The organism is Streptomyces sp. ITFR-16, from assembly GCF_031844705.1.
GTDB lineage: Bacteria > Actinomycetota > Actinomycetes > Streptomycetales > Streptomycetaceae > Streptomyces.
In genome coordinates this window covers 122992-137840 of record NZ_CP134610.1, presented here as the reverse complement: position 1 = coordinate 137840, position 14849 = coordinate 122992, and the positions used below count along the sequence as shown (strand labels likewise).

Sequence of the window (14849 nt, the reverse complement as noted above, 5' to 3'; positions counted from 1 at the left end):
GGGTGAGACTCTTCCCGGGCTTGGGTCCCTTCAGTCCCTTTGCCACCTGGGGAGTTTGGCGGGAGTCGCCCGGAACCCGGTTTCGCGAAGGTGGTCGGCGGCCGGGCGTGTCGTGGTGGTGGCCCGGGGACCGGGCGGAGGGACCGAAGGGTCCGGGGCTTTTTGGTCCCTCTTTGGTCCCTCATGCAAAAGCGCAGGTCAGCCGGGTTGAGGTGCTGTTTCGAGGGACTGAAGGGACTCAGAAGTCGCAGTTATGAACGGCTCAGGAATACAGGGCTTTGTTTCGCGCGTGCGCATACGCGCGCACATGTAATGACTGGAACAGGGAAGTTGAGTCCCTTCAGTCCCTTGAGACCCTGTGCAGAATTCGTTGCACGTCTCTGACCTGCGGGTTTGTGGGAGGGACCGAAGAAGGGACTGAAGGGGAGGGACCGAAGCCGTGGCGCTCACAGGCCGGCGAACGCGTCCAGGTGGTCGTGGGCCCAGGTGCGGAAGGTGCGGGCGGGGCGGCCGAGCAGGTGGGGGAGTGTGGCGTCCACTGTGGTCTTGGAGCCCGCCCGCTGACGCTCCGCGCTTTCCAGGAGGGCGTCGGCGATCTCCGCCGGGTAGCGGGCGCCCAGGGCGGCCCGTGCCTGGTGCGGGGTCAGTTCCTCGAAGCGCAGCGGCCGGCCGAGGAGCTCGGCGAGCAGGGCCGTCTGGTCGGCCGCGCCGAGCGGCTCCGGACCGGTCAGGGTGTGGGCCCTGCCCTCGTGGCCGGGCTCGGTGAGGGCACGGGCGGCGATCTCCGCGACGTCGCGCGGGTCCACGCAGGCGTTGACGGATGTCCCGTACAGGGCGCGTACGACGCCGTCCGTGCGGATGGACCGGGCCCAGGAGAGGGTGTTGGACATGAAGGCGCGGGGGCGCAGCAGTGTCCAGTGCATGCCGGAGCCGCGCAACAGGTCCTCGTTGTGGCGCTGGCGACGGGTGATCAGGTCCTGGGCCCCGGGGTCGGCGACCGCGGCCGCCGAGAGTTTCACCACGTGCCGTACGCCGGCGGCGCGTGCGGGGTCCAGGAAGCGTCTGTCGTCGTCCCCGTCGGGGTTGGTGACCAGAAGGGCTGTGTGCACCCCTTGCAGGGCGCTTGTGAGCGAGGCCGGGTCGGTGAAGTCGCCGTGGACGGTCTCGGCGGCCGAGGGGGCGCCGGTGACGCGTGCGGGGTCCCGGGCCATGATGCGGACGGCCAGGTCGGCGGGGAGTCTGCGGAGCACTTCCCGTCCGACGGTTCCGGTGGCACCAGTGACAAGGATCATGGTTTTCCCTATCCCGGCTGACATTTCCCCGGTCGGGACGGGAGAGGGGGCCAGCCTGTAATATACGAACTGGACGGTTTCTTTACCGACCTCCCGACGTTCGACCACCCTGAGGAGGGAGGAGGCAGAGTGGCAGAGCAGCTACGGGCCATCCGTACCCGTCAGACGATCCTTGCGGCAGCGGCCAAGATCTTCGAGGAGCAGGGGTACCAAGCGGCCACCATCTCCCAGATCCTCACCGAGGCGGGAGTCACCAAGGGGGCCCTGTACTTCCACTTCCATTCGAAGGAAGACCTGGCCCAGGGCGTCCTTGCCGAGCAGGACCAGCGGATCATCGTTCCGCCCCGCCCCTCCAAGGTGCAGGAGATCGTGGACGTCGTGGTGCTGCACGCCTACCGGCTGCAGACCGATCCCATGGTGCGTGCGGGTGTGCGGCTGACGATGGACCAGCTGACGCAGAGTCTGGACCGCAGCGGGCCGTTCCTGCGCTGGAGCGAGGTCGGGCTCGATCTGCTCCAGCAGGCGCAGGCCCAGGGGGAGCTGCTGCCGCACATCTCGCCGGTCGAGACGGCGGACGTCATCGTGGGCGCCTTCGCGGGTGTCCAGTCCATGTCCCAGGCCATCTGCGAGTACGGCGACCTGGGGGTGCGGGTCGCGGCTCTGCTGCGGCATCTGCTGCCCAGCGCGGTGGTGCCGTCCGTCCTGGCCTCTCTGGACCTGTCCGAGGGCCGGGGCATGAAGGTGTACGCGGAGGCCCTGGAGGCGGCGGAGATGCGGGACGTCCTGGAGACCGCGAGCTGAGAGCGGGGTAGTCCCGTCGCCGGTGCTCAAGGAAGCCTCGCAGGCGCGTTCCTGACGCAGTACGCCGCCAGCGCGTCCGCCAGGACGCAGCCGCCCGGCACCCAGGCGATGTAGCCGTCGGGGCGCAGCAGCAGTGCCTCGTACGGCACTTCGGGGGTGGGGCGGGCCGTGACGGTGCGCAGGGTCCCCTCCCAGCCCCTGGCGGCCTCCCTGTGGCGGTCGGCGCCCTCGCCGTTGCCCAGGAGCAGCAGGAGCGGCTTTCCCTCGCCTCCGCGCAGCAGCCCGATGACGTCGGTCTCGCCGTCATCCGTGGTGAGCACGGTGTTGCCGAGGAAGGTGCCCGCAGCCTCGCCGGCGTTTCCGGTGGGGTCGGGCAGGAGCGTGTCCTGTGCGCTGATCAGGCCGCTGAGGTAGCCGCTCGCCCGGTCGGTCGCCAGCAGACCGGTGAACACGTTGCGCAGCGCCTCGGGTTCGGGGCCGGAGCGCATCATGGCGAGCTGGGCCTGGGTGCCGTCGATGACGCGCCGGGCCAGCGGCCTGCGCTCCAGGTCGTAGGTGCGGAGAAGGTCCGGGCTCGCCGCTCCGCGGACGGTGAGTGCGAGCTTCCAGCTCAGGTTCAGCGCGTCGAGGACTCCGGTGCTGAGGCCCTGGCCGCCGATCGGGAAGTGCATGTGCGCGGAGTCCCCCGCCAGGAGGACCCGTCCCCGGCCGAAGGCCCGGGCCAGCCGGGCGAAGTCGCTGAAGCGGCTGAGCCAGAGCGGTGCGTCCATCTCGATGTCGCGGCCGGCGATCCGGGCGACCTCGCGGCGCAGTTCGTCGAGCGTGGGCGGCTGTTGCCGGTCGGGGTGGGGGCCTGCGCAGTTCAGGGTGCGCAGATGGGTCCTGCCCCGGTCGTCCCGCTTGGCCACGATCCAGCCGCGCGGGGTGCGGTGCCAGCCCTTGGGGATGTCTTCCGGGTCCGCCAGGGTGACGGTCGCCGCGAGCGCGGAGACGGTTGCCGGGAAGGTGTCGGACGCGATGCCGGCCAGGGCGCGGACCGTGCTGCGGGCGCCGTCCGCGCCGACCGCGTACGCGGCGTGGAGAAGGATCTCGGCGCCCTGCGGGTCCTCGGCCGTGATCCGTACCCCGGCCCCGTCCTGGTCGAGGCCGGTCACGCGGTGGCCGCGCAGGATGCGGGCCCCTGCCTTGTGTGCCCGGGTCTCGAAGTGCCGTTCCAGTTCGGCCTGGGCGCACTTGAGGATCGGTTCGGGCTCGTGCGGGGGAGCGGTGATGACCAGGCCGGGCAGGCCCGCGAAGTGGAAGGCACCGGAGGACGGAGTCCCGGCGCGGGGCGTCTCCGGGCCGGGCAGGTGGCCTCGGCGGGCCAGGGACTGGACCGCGCGGGCGTGCAGGGTGGTCGCTCTGGGCTGCTCGGAGACGGTGTCCCTGGGCTCGACGAGCACGGTGTCGACTCCGTACCCGGCGAGTTCGGCCGCGAGGAGCATGCCGACGGGGCCGCCGCCGACGACAGCCACCTGTGCCCGTATCGGGCGTTCCCCGTGCACAGTGGCGTGCCTCCCCTGTCCGCAGTTCGTCCCCAGAAATATACCGGACGGACTGTTTCTTAGCCATTCGGGGCTACGGCTGGAGCTCCCGGGCCGCGGAGGACATCGGACCGCCCTCGGAGCGCTCGGTCTTGTGCCCCTTGCTGCCCGGCGCCAGGGTGCGTACGTCCACGGCCTCGGCCGGGGCGCCCCGCGCGTACAGCCCGTCGGGTTCGGTGTCCCGGTCGTGCGGCAGCAGCCAGAAGACCCTGCGCCTGAACGTACCGGACGAACGGGACGGCTTGGCCTTCGGGCCGAGCAGCGCGTACCCGACCATCCGGCCGTCGCGGTGGTAGGCGGGCCTGCCGCGCCGGGTCGGGAGGCGGTCCAGGCTCTGGCGTACGTAGTCGAGCGCGCTGATGTCCTCGAGCCATACGAGGTCCACCTCGTAGACGATCTCGTCCTCTGCGATGAGGGCACTCATACTGTCTCCTCGTCCGCGAGCAGGCCGATGCCCGGGTAGTACTTGCGCTGGTTGGAAAGGATCATTTCCTTGGGCGATGCCAGCCCCACCACCTCGCGGACATGGGCCGCGAAGGCTCTGGACGAGATCGCCGGAACACCCTCATTCTGGCACCAGCGCTTATAGGCCGCGTAGAGCTGCGCCTGTTCCGCCCGCAGATCGGCGTCCAGCCGGCAGGTCTCGCTGACGAAGCGTCCGGTGTGGTCCTCGGTCTCGGCGTAGACGGTGGTCGCGATACGGACCCGCTCGGGGCCCGAGAGGTCCTTGTCGCCGCCGAGGTAGCGGCGGGCGCCCCCGATCAGCCAGTTGAGGATGCCGGGGCCTTCCTGGGTGACCAGGATGTCCGCGAGGTTGTCGATCTTGCGGTGGTCGGAGACGACCCGTTCGAACGGGATGAGGCGCATGCGCCGCCAGAAGGCGAAGCCGCCGGTGCCGACCTCGGGGCGGTGATTGCCCAGCAGCCACATCTTGTGCGTCGGCTCGAAGCTGAAGAAGTCCTGTCTCATCCGGCGGGCCTTGATCCGGTCGCCTCCGGTGAGCAGCTTGACCCGGGCCTCGTCGAAGCGGTCGCCCGGCTTGACCTCGCTGCACACGATCACCCGCCGGCCGTGGAGTTCGGCGAGGTCGGTGGGGTGGCCCTCGTACGGACGCGACATCAGGAAGCCTGGGGGCGCCGCGTCCGCGTAGTCCCTGAGGAGCTTCATCAGGACGTCCAGCAGGACGGACTTGCCGTTCTTGCCTGAGCCGAACAGGAACGGCATGACCTGGCCGCCGACGTCCCCGGTGATGGAGTAGCCGAGCAGCAGCTGGAGGAAGCCGATCATCTCCGCGCCGTCCGGGCCCTCGCCGAAGGTGTCGGTCAGGAAACGGTCCCAGCGGGGCGTGGGCATCGCCCGGGGGGCGGCCGAGGTGGAGCGGGAGTGGAAGTCCTTGGTGGGCTCCGCGGGCCGGATGTGGCCGGTCCTCAGGTCGACGACGCCCGCAGGGGTGCACAGGGCGTACGGATCCGCGTCCAGCAGCGCCGCGTTGAGCACCATGCCGGGGGCCGACTTGGCCTGCGTCAGCATCGCGTTCATCCCGCTGGTGCTGAGCGTGCGGCGGCGGTGCTGCTGGAGCGCGGCCGGAGTGAAGACGCCCCGGGGGTCGGTGGTGGCGAGGGACTCCGCGAGGTCGCCCGCCGACCACATGACCGTGTCGTCCTCGTCGAACTGCCAGCGGGTGCCGTCCCAGCGGAACCAGCCGATGCCGGGGACGTGCCGGTAGTCGTTGCGGTAGAGCTTGACGAACAGTTTGGCGTTGCCCCGGTCGGTGAGGGTGTCGGGCAGCAGCCCGTCCGCCGTCGCCTCGCCCTCCCGTACGCCGGGGGCCTCCGGGCCCGGCGGGGGCGGGTACTGCGTGGACGTGTCGCTCTGCCGGGGCGCCGGGAGGGGCTGCGCGAGGATCTGCGCGGCCACCGCCTCCACGTCGAAGGCCGACAGCACTTTCTCCTTGTCCACGCTCACGCACGCCCCCCGAGGGGCAGCGGACGGGCCCGCCCGGCGCTCAAGCTGCCCCGGATGACGGCCAGCGAGCGCCGCTGCTGCCCGGGACGGGCCCGCTCGGCCGCCTCCCGTAACGCGCGGACCGCTTCGTCCTCGGTGAGGCGCCCCGCCGCGACCAGGCCGCCCGCGGTGTACGCGGCCCGGTTCAGCTTCTCGGAGAACGCGGCGCCCTCGGGGACGGCGGCGCAGGCGGTGACCTCGGCCAGGACGCCCGCCAGCAGGCGTTCGGCCGAGGTCCCGGGACGGCCGCTCGCCGCGAGCACGGCCTGCCTGGCCCGGGGCGGCACGGGGCGCGGCCCCGGCCCGGAGGCGGACGGCAGATGCCCGGTGCGCTGCAGTTCCCTGGCCAGCCAGGCGGGCAGCGGGGCGGGGGTGCGTACGGTGCCCAGTGGTTGGTAGACCCCGGCGGGGGTGACGGTCCCGGGGGCCACGATGTACCCGCCGTGCGCCCGTACGTCGACCTGCCAGGCGAGGGCGCGGCCGTGGCCCGACCCGGTGGAGCACTGCCAGGGGTGGCCGCCGTCGTTGCGGTACCAGACGTGGAGCCCGCCGGACGGGGTGCGGACGCGGAGCGTGGACGTGTCGTCCGCCGGGCTGGTGGCGCCGCGCAGGGCGGCCAGGACGCCCAGGGTGTGGAAGCCGTTGGCGAGGCCGGTCAGGTCGACCGCTGCGGATATCCCGACGCCGGGTAACAGCCGGTCCCGGTCGGGTAATTCACGCGCGTGCGCGTCGATGTCGATCACGACGAGGCCGGCGGACCCGGTGGCCACGCCCACCCCGAGCTCGGGCCGGTTCCCCCACCACTGCCCGATGCGCTCGAAGTCGAGCGTCGCCGCGTGGAACCCGTGGCACCAGCGGCCCGCGCGCAGACAGTCGCAGCCCGCCCGGTCGTGGTCCGGGCGGCGGCACGCCCCGCAGTTGCCCACCGGGGTCTTGCGGCCCGGAGCAAGAGGGTGAACCGGCCAGCCCTGGCGTGCGCACCACCAGGCTGTGGTCAGAGGCTGCGAAGCGATCGGTGCAGCTCTCGTGAACTGCCGTGGGTCGCTGCGCGAGACCCGCAGTTCAGCTGCCATTCACTTCCCCCATCAGCGACTGAAGCGACTCAACTCGCAAAATCAGATTAGCGAAACCTGCGGGGGAGGAGAGCGACATGCGGCAGAACAGATGTACGTGTCCATAGGGGCCCGGAGCGACTGAGCGACTGAAGGGCCAGCGACCGAAGGTTGTTCAGTCGCTCGTTGGGTCGCTCGAAAAACCGCAGGTCACAGAGGTGCGAAAGACTGAACAGCGACTGAAGCGACTCAAGCTCTCTATATATGACGCACACGCGCACACACGCGAATGTCTCTATATACCTGACCCTTGAGTCGCTTCGGTCGCTTTTTTGCTTTCTCGCGCTTCTGACCTGGTGTTTCGTGAGCTACTCAGCGAGCGACCCAAGGCCTTTCGGTCGCTGAAGTTCAGTCGCTGTGCCCGAGGAAGGGGTTTCGGGCACCTCAAGCCCTTCTGAACCGGGCCTCCAGCGATGTCACCCGTACGGGGAGGGCCGGGCCGGTCCGGATGAGAAAACGATGCGCGATCCGCGCGGTGCGGATGAGTGATCGGGGTGTGGTTCGTGTAGGGTCGCGCGGGAGGTGATCCTTTTGTCCCACGAGGAGCAGGCGCTGTTCAGCGCGGTGGACGCACTGCTGGAGCAGGTCGCGCAGGACCCCTTGCCGCCTCCCGCCGAACGCAAACGTCTGCGGGAGGCCGCGGGGCTGAGCCAGGATCAGGTCGCGAAGGCGCTGAAGAGCCGCCGTGAGTCGGTCGGCAACTGGGAGTCCGGGCGCAGCGAGCCGAGGCCGCCGAAGCGGGCCGCCTATGCCCGGCTGCTCGAGGGCCTGTCCATGCGGTTCGCCGTGGACGTCGTGGCGGCGGGGGCCGTTGCCGCCCAGCCGGCCGCGGCCGAGCCTGAGCCCGTCGCGCCCGAACCCGTCGCACCTGAACCCGAACCGGTCGTCCCCGAGCCCTCCTCGCGGGCCCCGAAGGCACCCGTGCCCGCCGCGTCCCCGGCCGGCGACGACGCGCGTTTCGAGAACGGGCCGCTCGCCGTCGTCGATGTCGTCGACGGCCGGGCCTGCGCCTACTGCGTCGGCGGGCTGCTCCTGGACGTACCCGCCAAGTCCCTTCCCGCCCTGGTCGAATGGACGCTGAACGAGGCGCGCCTCGGCGCCCCCCGGCTGCACTTCAACGGGCAGGACGCCGACCCCCTGATCGTCCTCACCGAGGCGGCCTGCGAGCGCTACGGGCTGCCCGCACGGCTGACCCAGGAGGAGCGTCTCGAGGGCAGGCTGCCGGAGGACCACAAGGTGCTGGGGCAGCTGGAGCGGGCGGACTGGAAGCTCACCCGGCGCGGCTTCGGGCCCTGGGCCCGCATCTACCGCCCCGCGCAGGGCTCCCGCCGCAACTGCGTCCAGCTCTGCATCCCGTCGTGGAACGCGCTGGACGTACGCCACTGGGACGGCGCCCCTGAGCTGCCCCCGGCGGAACTCGCCCGGCTGCTGGGCACGTACGCCTCTCGGGTCATGACGCCGCGCGGCTCCACCGCCGTCACCGGCCTGGAGCTGATGACCTCCCTGCACCCGCCGACCCGCGCCGGTGAGCCGGACGCGGACGGCAAGCGCCACAGCGAGCGCAACCCCGGCTCCCTCGGCACCGAACCCGTCGCGTGCGCCCCGTGCGAGGCCCCCGACGGGCATCCGCTCCTCGCGGACCTGCCCCGCTTCCACCAGCGGGGCCCGGCCGAGATGCTCTTCGAGGAGGCCTACGACTGGGCGCGCCCGCTCACCGACGCCGAGTGCCTCAAGCGCCACCTGGTCGGGATCGACGTCAACCTCGCGTTCGGCGCGGCCGCCAACGGAGCCGTGGTCGGGCTCGACGGGCCCGTGTACGCCAAGGACCCGCAGTTCGATGCGAAGCTGCCGGGCTCCTGGCTGGTGGACCTCTCCCATGTGGACCTCTCCCGGGTCCGGGTCGGCAAGGAGTGGCGGCGGCTCGAAGGGGAGCTGCTCCCCAGCCCGTTCACGCCCAAGGGGGAGCGGCCCGAGGGCCCCGCCTGGTACGCGACGCCGACCGTGGCGTACGCCGTCGAGCTCGGCTACGAGGTCGCGCCGGTCGAGGCGTGGGTGCGGCCGGTCAACGGGCGCTATCTGGACGGCTGGTACAAGCGCCTGCGCGACGCGTACGTTGCGACCATGGCGGACCTGGGCGTGACCGAGGACCTGGCCCCGGACGCGTTCCTGGCGGCGATGGACGGCTACCGGCGGCGCGATCCGCAGCTGGCCGTCGTGCTGTCCGCGATCAAGGCGACCGCCAAGGGCGGCATCGGCAAGCTCCGGGAGCGGCCGCGCGGCGGCGGCTGGCGGCCCGGCCGGCCGTGGCCCGCCCTGAACCGGCCGACCTGGCGCCCCGACATCCGGGCCGCCGTCATCTCCCGGGCCCGGATCAACATGCACCGCAAGATGGTCAGACTGGCCGACGCGACCGGGCAGTACCCCGTGGCGATCCTCTCGGACTGCGCCGTGTACGCGTCCGACGGGCCCTCGCCGCTGGACTTCCTGCCCTACCGGGACGGCAAGCCGCTGCCCGGGGGCTTCCGGCTCGGGGTCAGCCCCGGCATGGTCAAGCACGAGGGCACCCAGAGCACCCTGTGGGCCGAGGGCATCCGCGAGGAGCACGGCATCGAGCTCAACCTCGCCCGGTACATCAAGGACGGCACGGTCACCGCCAAGGACGACGGAGAGTAGGGAACCAGCCGATGAACACGGTCGGGGAAGGCCTCGAGGAGGCGGTCCAGCGGGCGTTCACCCGTCCGGTGCCCAAGTCGGCCGGTGCGCAGATGCGGTACCTGGTGAAGCAGCTCAAGGGCACCAGGGCCGTCGCCGGCCTGCTCGGGATCACCCAGCGCACGGTCGAGCGGTATGTGCGCAACCAGATCAAGAACCCCCGGCAGGACCTCTCCGAGCGCCTGGAGCGCGAGGTCAGGAGGCGCTGGCAGCCGAAGATCCGGGCCCGAGCGAAGAAGGACGCGGCGACCACCGGGGGCATCATCATCGACACCCGGGCCCGCTTCGGCTACACGGCGGCCCCCGGCACCACCGACGACGCCCGGCTGCGCCATCTCACGGTGGCGCTCCCGCCCGTCTACGCGGCCCGGCTCTTCGAGGCGCAGGAGCAGGGCGTGACGGACCGCCGGCTCCAGGAGATCGCCGCCGAGGGCCTCCAGGAGGTCTACTTCAAGGACGCCGGCCGGCGGGCCCAGGGGCTGCTGGTGGAGTACACCGACCTGGAACACGTGGAGTTCGATCTCTGAGGCCCTGCGGCCCTGCGCCGGACGTCACTCGGCGGTGGTGTCGTCCGGGGCCGTGTAGAGGACCTCGCGGGCCTGTTCCGCGGCGCGGGTGATGCCCTCGGAGACGAAGTCGAGGAAGCGGGCGATGTTCTCGAGGCGGGCGGCGGCCGGGGTGCCGGGGCCGAGGACTCCGACGCCCTGCCGTGCGGTCTCGACGAGCCGGTCGTTGGCGCGGGCGCTGGCGATGGTCGCCTCGTACCAGAGCCCGTCGTCGACGAAGTAGCGCTCGCGGCGGCGTTCGTCGCGCTCCCTGCGGACGAGGCCCTGGCTGTCGAGGAACGCGATCGCCTTGGAGATGGACGCCGGGCTGACCTGGAGGCGTTGCACGAGGTCGGCGGAGGTGAGGCTGCCGGTGTCGGTGGTGTAGAGGCAGACCAGCACCCGCGACATCATCTTGGGCAGGCCCGACTGCATGAAGACGGTCGTGAGCGTCTCCTCGTACGCCCGCACGGCCCCGGCGTCGCGCCCGTCGGGCCGCGTGGCCGTCTGCGGTCCCCGGGGCGCGGGCTTCTTGCGGCGGTGGGCGCGGTGTTCGGTCGCGCGGTGGGCCAGGTCGGCCCGGTAGGCGGTGGGGCCGCCGTTGCGCATCACCTCACGCGTGATCGTCGAGGTCGGACGGTCCAGGCGCCGGGCGATCTCCGCGTAGGCGAGGCCGTCGGCCAGCCCCAGGGCGATCTGCTGACGTTCCTGTCCGGTGAGTCTGCCTCCCGGCATCGGGTTCTCCTTCGGTCTTCCTGAGGCCCCAGTATAGCGTTCACTCTCATCTCATTGCAACGAATGGCGAACTGTCGTTGCGTTAAATTCTGGACCGTTGCAACGGTTTTGCTGCCTCTGCCTGCGGTTATGTTGATCGAGTGCAACGAATTCGTTGTCGGATCTATAAATGCAACGTAGCTTTCCATCATCGGAAACAACGCCGAAGGAGAGCACCATGCAGAAGTACGACACCCCCGCCCCCGTCCTCGCCGTCCTCGACATCCCCGCCGGACGCATCCGGTTCATCGCCGCCGACCGCGCCGACACCACGGTCGAGGTCCTGCCCGCCGACGCGTCGAAGGGCCGCGACGTGAAGGCGGCCGAGCAGATCACCGTCGCCTACGGGGACGGGGTCCTGCGCATCGAGGCCGCACCGGCCAGACACCGCGTGCTCGGCAGCTCCGGATCGGTCGAGGTGACCGTCCAGCTGCCCGTCGGCTCCCGCGTCGAGGCGAAGGCCGCCGGTGCCGAACTCCGGGGCGTCGGACGGCTCGGCGACGTCGCCTTCGAGGGCGCGCAGGGTTCGGTCAAGCTCGACGAGGCGGCCGGCGCCCGCCTCACCCTTCTCGCCGGCGACATCTCGGTCGGCCGGCTCGGCGGCCCCGGCGAGATCAGTACCCGCAAGGGCGACATCCGGATCGACGAAGCGGTCCGCGGCACGGTCGTCCTGCGCACCGACTCCGGCGAACTGAACGTCGGCGCCGCCCGCGGGGTCTCCGCCTCACTGGACGCCGGCACCACCTACGGCCGCATCCACAACGCGCTCAGGAACACCGACGGCGCCGCCGTCCTGAACATCCACGCGACCACCGCCCACGGCGACATCACCGCCCGCAGCCTCTGAGGAGTCCCCATCATGACCGACCTGGCCATCGCGGCGAACGGGCTGCGCAAGTCATACGGCGACAAGCTCGTCCTCGACGGGATCGACCTGCGCGTCCCGGCGGGCAGCGTCTTCGCACTGCTCGGCCCCAACGGCGCCGGCAAGACCACCGTCGTCAACATCCTCTCCACCCTCGTCTCCGCCGGCGCGGGCTCCGGTGACATCCGGGTCGGCGGGCACGACCTCGCCGCGCACCCGCAGGCGGTGCGTGCCGCCATCGGCGTCACCGGGCAGTTCTCCGCCGTCGACGGACTGATCACGGGCGAGGAGAACATGCTGCTCATGGCGGACCTGCACCACCTCTCCCGCGCCGAGGGCCGCCGCACCGCCGCCGAACTCCTGGAACGCTTCGACCTGGTGGAGGCGGCGAAGAAGCCCGCCTCCACCTACTCCGGCGGAATGAAGCGCCGCCTGGACATCGCCATGACGCTGGTCGGGAACCCGCGGATCATCTTCCTCGACGAACCGACCACCGGCCTCGACCCGCGCTCCCGCCACACCATGTGGGGCATCGTCCGCGAGCTCGTCGCCGGCGGGGTGACGGTCTTCCTCACCACCCAGTACCTGGAGGAGGCCGACGAACTCGCCGACCGCATCGCGGTCCTGAGCGACGGCACGATCGCCGCCGAAGGCACCGCCGACGAACTGAAGCGGCTCGTCCCCGGCGGCCACGTCCGGCTCCGCTTCACCGACCCCGCCGCCTACCGCCGCGCCGCCCTCGTCCTGGACGGGGCGGCCGGGGACGAGGAGACGCTGTCGCTCCGCATCCCCAGCGACGGCAGCCAGCGCGACCTGCGCACCGTCCTGGACCGCCTGGACACGGCGGGCGTCGAGGCCGGCGAACTCACCGTGCACACCCCCGACCTCGACGACGTGTTCTTCGCCCTGACCGGCGCAGCCGGCATCCCCGACCAGCCCAAGGAGCCAGTCCGATGAGTGCCCTCTCCCTCGCCGTGCGCGACTCGTCCACGATGCTGCGCCGCAACCTCCTGCACGCCCGGCGCTATCCGTCCCTCACCCTGAACCTGCTGCTCACCCCGGTGATGCTGCTGCTGCTCTTCGTCTACATCTTCGGCGACACGATGGGCGCCGGCCTCGGCGGCGGTGCGGGCCGCTCCGCGTACATCGCCTACATCGTCCCGGGGATCCTGCTGATGACCATCGGCAGCACCGTCGTAGGGACCGCGGTGTCCGTCTCGGGTGACATGAGCGAGGGCATCATCGCCCGTTTCCGCACCATGGCCATCCACCGCGGGTCCGTGCTCTTCGGACATGTCGTCGGCAGTGTGCTGCAGGCGGTGGCGAGCGTGGTCCTCGTCGGTGCCGTGGGGATCGCCATGGGCTTCCGCTCCACGGACGCGAGCGTCCTGGAGTGGCTGGCGGCCTTCGGGCTGCTGGTGCTCTTCGCCCTGGCGCTCACCTGGATCGCGGTCGGCATGGGCCTGAGCAGCCCCAACGCCGAGGCGGCGAGCAACAACGCGATGCCGTTGATCCTGCTGCCGCTCGTCTCCAGCGCGTTCACCCCGGTCGACTCCATGCCCGGCTGGTTCCGGCCCGTCGCCGAGTACCAGCCCTTCACCCCCGCCATCGAGACCCTGCGGGGGCTGCTCCTCGGCAGCGGGATCGGCCACAACGGCTGGCTGGCGGTCGCCTGGTGCCTGGGCCTGGCGGCGCTCGGGTACTTCTGGTCGACGGCGAAGTTCAGCCGCGACCCGAAGTAGCCGCCGCCCGTGCCCGCGTGGGCCGCCACCTCCGTCGCGCCCGTCCCGGCCCGAGCGCGACCTTGAGTCGCTTCGGTCGCTGCGGCGGGCCGTACGGCTGCTGTGACCTGCGCCTTCGGGGTACGGCCCGGGCAGCGACCCAAGAGCGCGTCAAAAACAGGCCAACCGGTTTGTTTTGCGCCGACTGGAGGGCCGCTCGAAGTCCGCTCCGGTGGGGATGGCGGACGTGCGGTGCCGGACGCGTGCGGGTGCGGGACAGACGGTGTGACGGTTTCAGACGACCGGGCCGGTCAGCACCGAGGTGAAGATGTTCTGCCCGTCCTGGTGACCGGTGACCTCGAACGTCACCGTGTTGCCGGCCTCCGGCGACACGCGGGTGACCTCGATCCAGCAGGGACGGTCGAGTTCGGCGTAGTGGTGGAACTCGTTGGACGCCGCGGTCGGGGTGAACGAGCGGGGCGCCATCAGGGCGCAGGCGGCCTGGCGGGCGCCTTCGATCAGAACCATGCCGGGCACGTGGTCGCCCAGGTGGTCGAAGAGGATCGGATGGTTGAGGTCGGGTGTGAGCAGCCAGCGCGAGGGGCTGTCGGTCGGGGAGAGCACCACGTCCGTGGAGAAGGTCCGGCCGACGGTGGCCGCGGGCAGCAGAGCACGGGCCGGGGGCGGGGTGACGGGCGGAAGATCCGCGCTCTGTGCGCGCAGCCGCTTGTAGACGGCCGGCGGAATGACGGAGAACTGTCCGCCGCCGGTGGCCAGCAGACGGCCGTTGCGGTGCAGGGCGTACTCGAGCTGCAGCCGGCCGGCCATGCCCCTGCGCCGGACGACGTTCGTGCAGCGGGTGTCGAGGTCGAAATCGGTGGGTCCCGAGGCGATGCGCAGATTCGTGAGGTCCGCGACGTACGAGATGTCCGACAGGACGAAGTTGTGGCCGAGCGGCACACCGAACTCCGCGTGGGACAGGAAGATGCCGGTCTGGCGGAACGTCTCCGCGATCTGCAGCGGGTCGTGGCTCGTTCCGTCGAGGCTCCGGAACAGGGTGTGGGCTCGGGGCCATTGGCCGGTGAGCGAGAAGCGCATCCCGTCCTGGGTGTCGCAGCCGGTGAGGAAAACCTCCGCCAGGCAGTCGCGGTGGACGTACTCCTTCGCGACCGTGGTGGTCAGCCGTGGTGGGGCTGCCGGCAGGGCGGTTCTGGCTTCAGCCGTGGTCAGACTCATGGGGGCCCCCGTCTTTGAAAACCTGGATTCGGCGACGCCATTTAAGATACGGACCTACCGGTTTTCTTCAATCGACCCCAAAGTAAAGGGTTAGTCAAAGATCTATTGTTTACTTGAATATTTCATTCCGTTTCTTCACTGCCTCTGCGTAATCGAGCGCCCAGATAATTGGATAAAGCCGAACATAACGGGCGTAGATCAACT

Annotated in this window: 13 protein-coding genes; 6 read left to right on the top strand and 7 right to left on the bottom strand. The window is 70.8% G+C overall.

The window, feature by feature from the left end; all coding sequences use genetic code 11:
• Positions 1–446: 446 nt before the first annotated feature.
• Positions 447–1292: an SDR family oxidoreductase gene (locus tag RLT58_RS35580; protein WP_311314860.1), complete on the bottom strand. Its 846-nt coding sequence runs from the start codon at positions 1290–1292 to the stop codon at positions 447–449.
• A gap of 129 nt (positions 1293–1421) precedes the next feature.
• On the opposite strand from RLT58_RS35580, the gene RLT58_RS35575 reads away from it, so the two are divergent.
• Positions 1422–2093: a ScbR family autoregulator-binding transcription factor gene (locus tag RLT58_RS35575; protein WP_311314859.1), complete on the top strand. Its 672-nt coding sequence runs from the start codon at positions 1422–1424 to the stop codon at positions 2091–2093.
• 26 nt (positions 2094–2119) lie between these two features.
• Here the strand turns inward: RLT58_RS35575 and RLT58_RS35570 are convergent, their stop codons facing one another.
• The 4 genes from RLT58_RS35570 to RLT58_RS35555 all read right to left on the bottom strand — a co-directional run bounded on the left by RLT58_RS35570 (position 2120) and on the right by RLT58_RS35555 (position 6753).
• Complete coding sequence (locus RLT58_RS35570; RefSeq protein ID WP_311314858.1) at positions 2120–3607, bottom strand: FAD-dependent monooxygenase; 1488 nt, start codon at positions 3605–3607, stop codon at positions 2120–2122.
• Between the two features lie 103 nt (positions 3608–3710).
• Positions 3711–4100 carry a DUF6009 family protein gene (locus RLT58_RS35565; RefSeq protein ID WP_311314857.1) on the bottom strand — a complete coding sequence of 130 codons (390 nt, stop codon included), beginning with the start codon at positions 4098–4100 and terminating at the stop codon, positions 3711–3713.
• Positions 4097–5641, bottom strand: coding sequence for a DNA primase family protein (locus RLT58_RS35560; RefSeq protein ID WP_311314856.1), 1545 nt, complete (start codon positions 5639–5641; stop codon positions 4097–4099). The genes RLT58_RS35565 and RLT58_RS35560 overlap by 4 nt, the downstream gene beginning before the upstream one ends.
• Positions 5638–6753, bottom strand: a complete 1116-nt coding sequence (locus RLT58_RS35555; protein ID WP_311314855.1) for a bifunctional DNA primase/polymerase — start codon at positions 6751–6753, stop codon at positions 5638–5640. Before RLT58_RS35555 ends, RLT58_RS35560 begins: the two co-directional genes overlap by 4 nt.
• 570 nt (positions 6754–7323) lie before the next feature.
• Between RLT58_RS35555 and tap the strand changes: the two genes are divergently transcribed.
• Positions 7324–9465 carry a telomere-associated protein Tap gene (gene tap / locus RLT58_RS35550; protein WP_311314854.1) on the top strand — a complete coding sequence of 714 codons (2142 nt, stop codon included), beginning with the start codon at positions 7324–7326 and terminating at the stop codon, positions 9463–9465.
• Between the two features lie 11 nt (positions 9466–9476).
• Positions 9477–10031, top strand: a complete 555-nt coding sequence (gene tpg, locus RLT58_RS35545) for a telomere-protecting terminal protein Tpg (protein ID WP_311314853.1) — start codon at positions 9477–9479, stop codon at positions 10029–10031.
• Between the two features lie 24 nt (positions 10032–10055).
• Here tpg and RLT58_RS35540 read toward each other — a convergent pair whose 3' ends face one another.
• Positions 10056–10784, bottom strand: coding sequence for a helix-turn-helix domain-containing protein (locus RLT58_RS35540; RefSeq protein WP_311314852.1), 729 nt, complete (start codon positions 10782–10784; stop codon positions 10056–10058).
• 217 nt (positions 10785–11001) lie between these two features.
• On the opposite strand from RLT58_RS35540, the gene RLT58_RS35535 reads away from it, so the two are divergent.
• From RLT58_RS35535 to RLT58_RS35525, 3 genes are read left to right on the top strand one after another with little or no spacing between them, the layout of a single operon-like run.
• Positions 11002–11670, top strand: a complete 669-nt coding sequence (locus RLT58_RS35535) for a DUF4097 family beta strand repeat-containing protein (protein WP_311314851.1) — start codon at positions 11002–11004, stop codon at positions 11668–11670.
• Between the two features lie 12 nt (positions 11671–11682).
• Entirely contained in the window at positions 11683–12645 is a 963-nt protein-coding gene (locus RLT58_RS35530) for an ATP-binding cassette domain-containing protein (RefSeq protein ID WP_311314850.1), read from the top strand.
• Positions 12642–13430 (top strand): ABC transporter permease, encoded by a 789-nt coding sequence (locus tag RLT58_RS35525; protein ID WP_311314849.1) that lies wholly within the window; start codon positions 12642–12644, stop codon positions 13428–13430. Before RLT58_RS35530 ends, RLT58_RS35525 begins: the two co-directional genes overlap by 4 nt.
• 273 nt (positions 13431–13703) lie before the next feature.
• Here RLT58_RS35525 and RLT58_RS35520 read toward each other — a convergent pair whose 3' ends face one another.
• Entirely contained in the window at positions 13704–14645 is a 942-nt protein-coding gene (locus RLT58_RS35520; protein ID WP_311314848.1) for a ScbA/BarX family gamma-butyrolactone biosynthesis protein, read from the bottom strand.
• Positions 14646–14849: the final 204 nt, after the last annotated feature.

Coding starts and splice junctions, on each gene's coding strand:
- RLT58_RS35580 (WP_311314860.1), bottom strand. CDS start 1,292: ATGATCCTTGTCACTGGTGCCACCGGAACCGTCGGACGGGAAGTGCTC.
- RLT58_RS35565 (WP_311314857.1), bottom strand. CDS start 4,100: ATGAGTGCCCTCATCGCAGAGGACGAGATCGTCTACGAGGTGGACCTC.
- RLT58_RS35555 (WP_311314855.1), bottom strand. CDS start 6,753: ATGGCAGCTGAACTGCGGGTCTCGCGCAGCGACCCACGGCAGTTCACG.
- tpg (WP_311314853.1), top strand. CDS start 9,477: ATGAACACGGTCGGGGAAGGCCTCGAGGAGGCGGTCCAGCGGGCGTTC.
- RLT58_RS35540 (WP_311314852.1), bottom strand. CDS start 10,784: ATGCCGGGAGGCAGACTCACCGGACAGGAACGTCAGCAGATCGCCCTG.
- RLT58_RS35535 (WP_311314851.1), top strand. CDS start 11,002: ATGCAGAAGTACGACACCCCCGCCCCCGTCCTCGCCGTCCTCGACATC.
- RLT58_RS35530 (WP_311314850.1), top strand. CDS start 11,683: ATGACCGACCTGGCCATCGCGGCGAACGGGCTGCGCAAGTCATACGGC.
- RLT58_RS35525 (WP_311314849.1), top strand. CDS start 12,642: ATGAGTGCCCTCTCCCTCGCCGTGCGCGACTCGTCCACGATGCTGCGC.
- RLT58_RS35520 (WP_311314848.1), bottom strand. CDS start 14,645: ATGAGTCTGACCACGGCTGAAGCCAGAACCGCCCTGCCGGCAGCCCCA.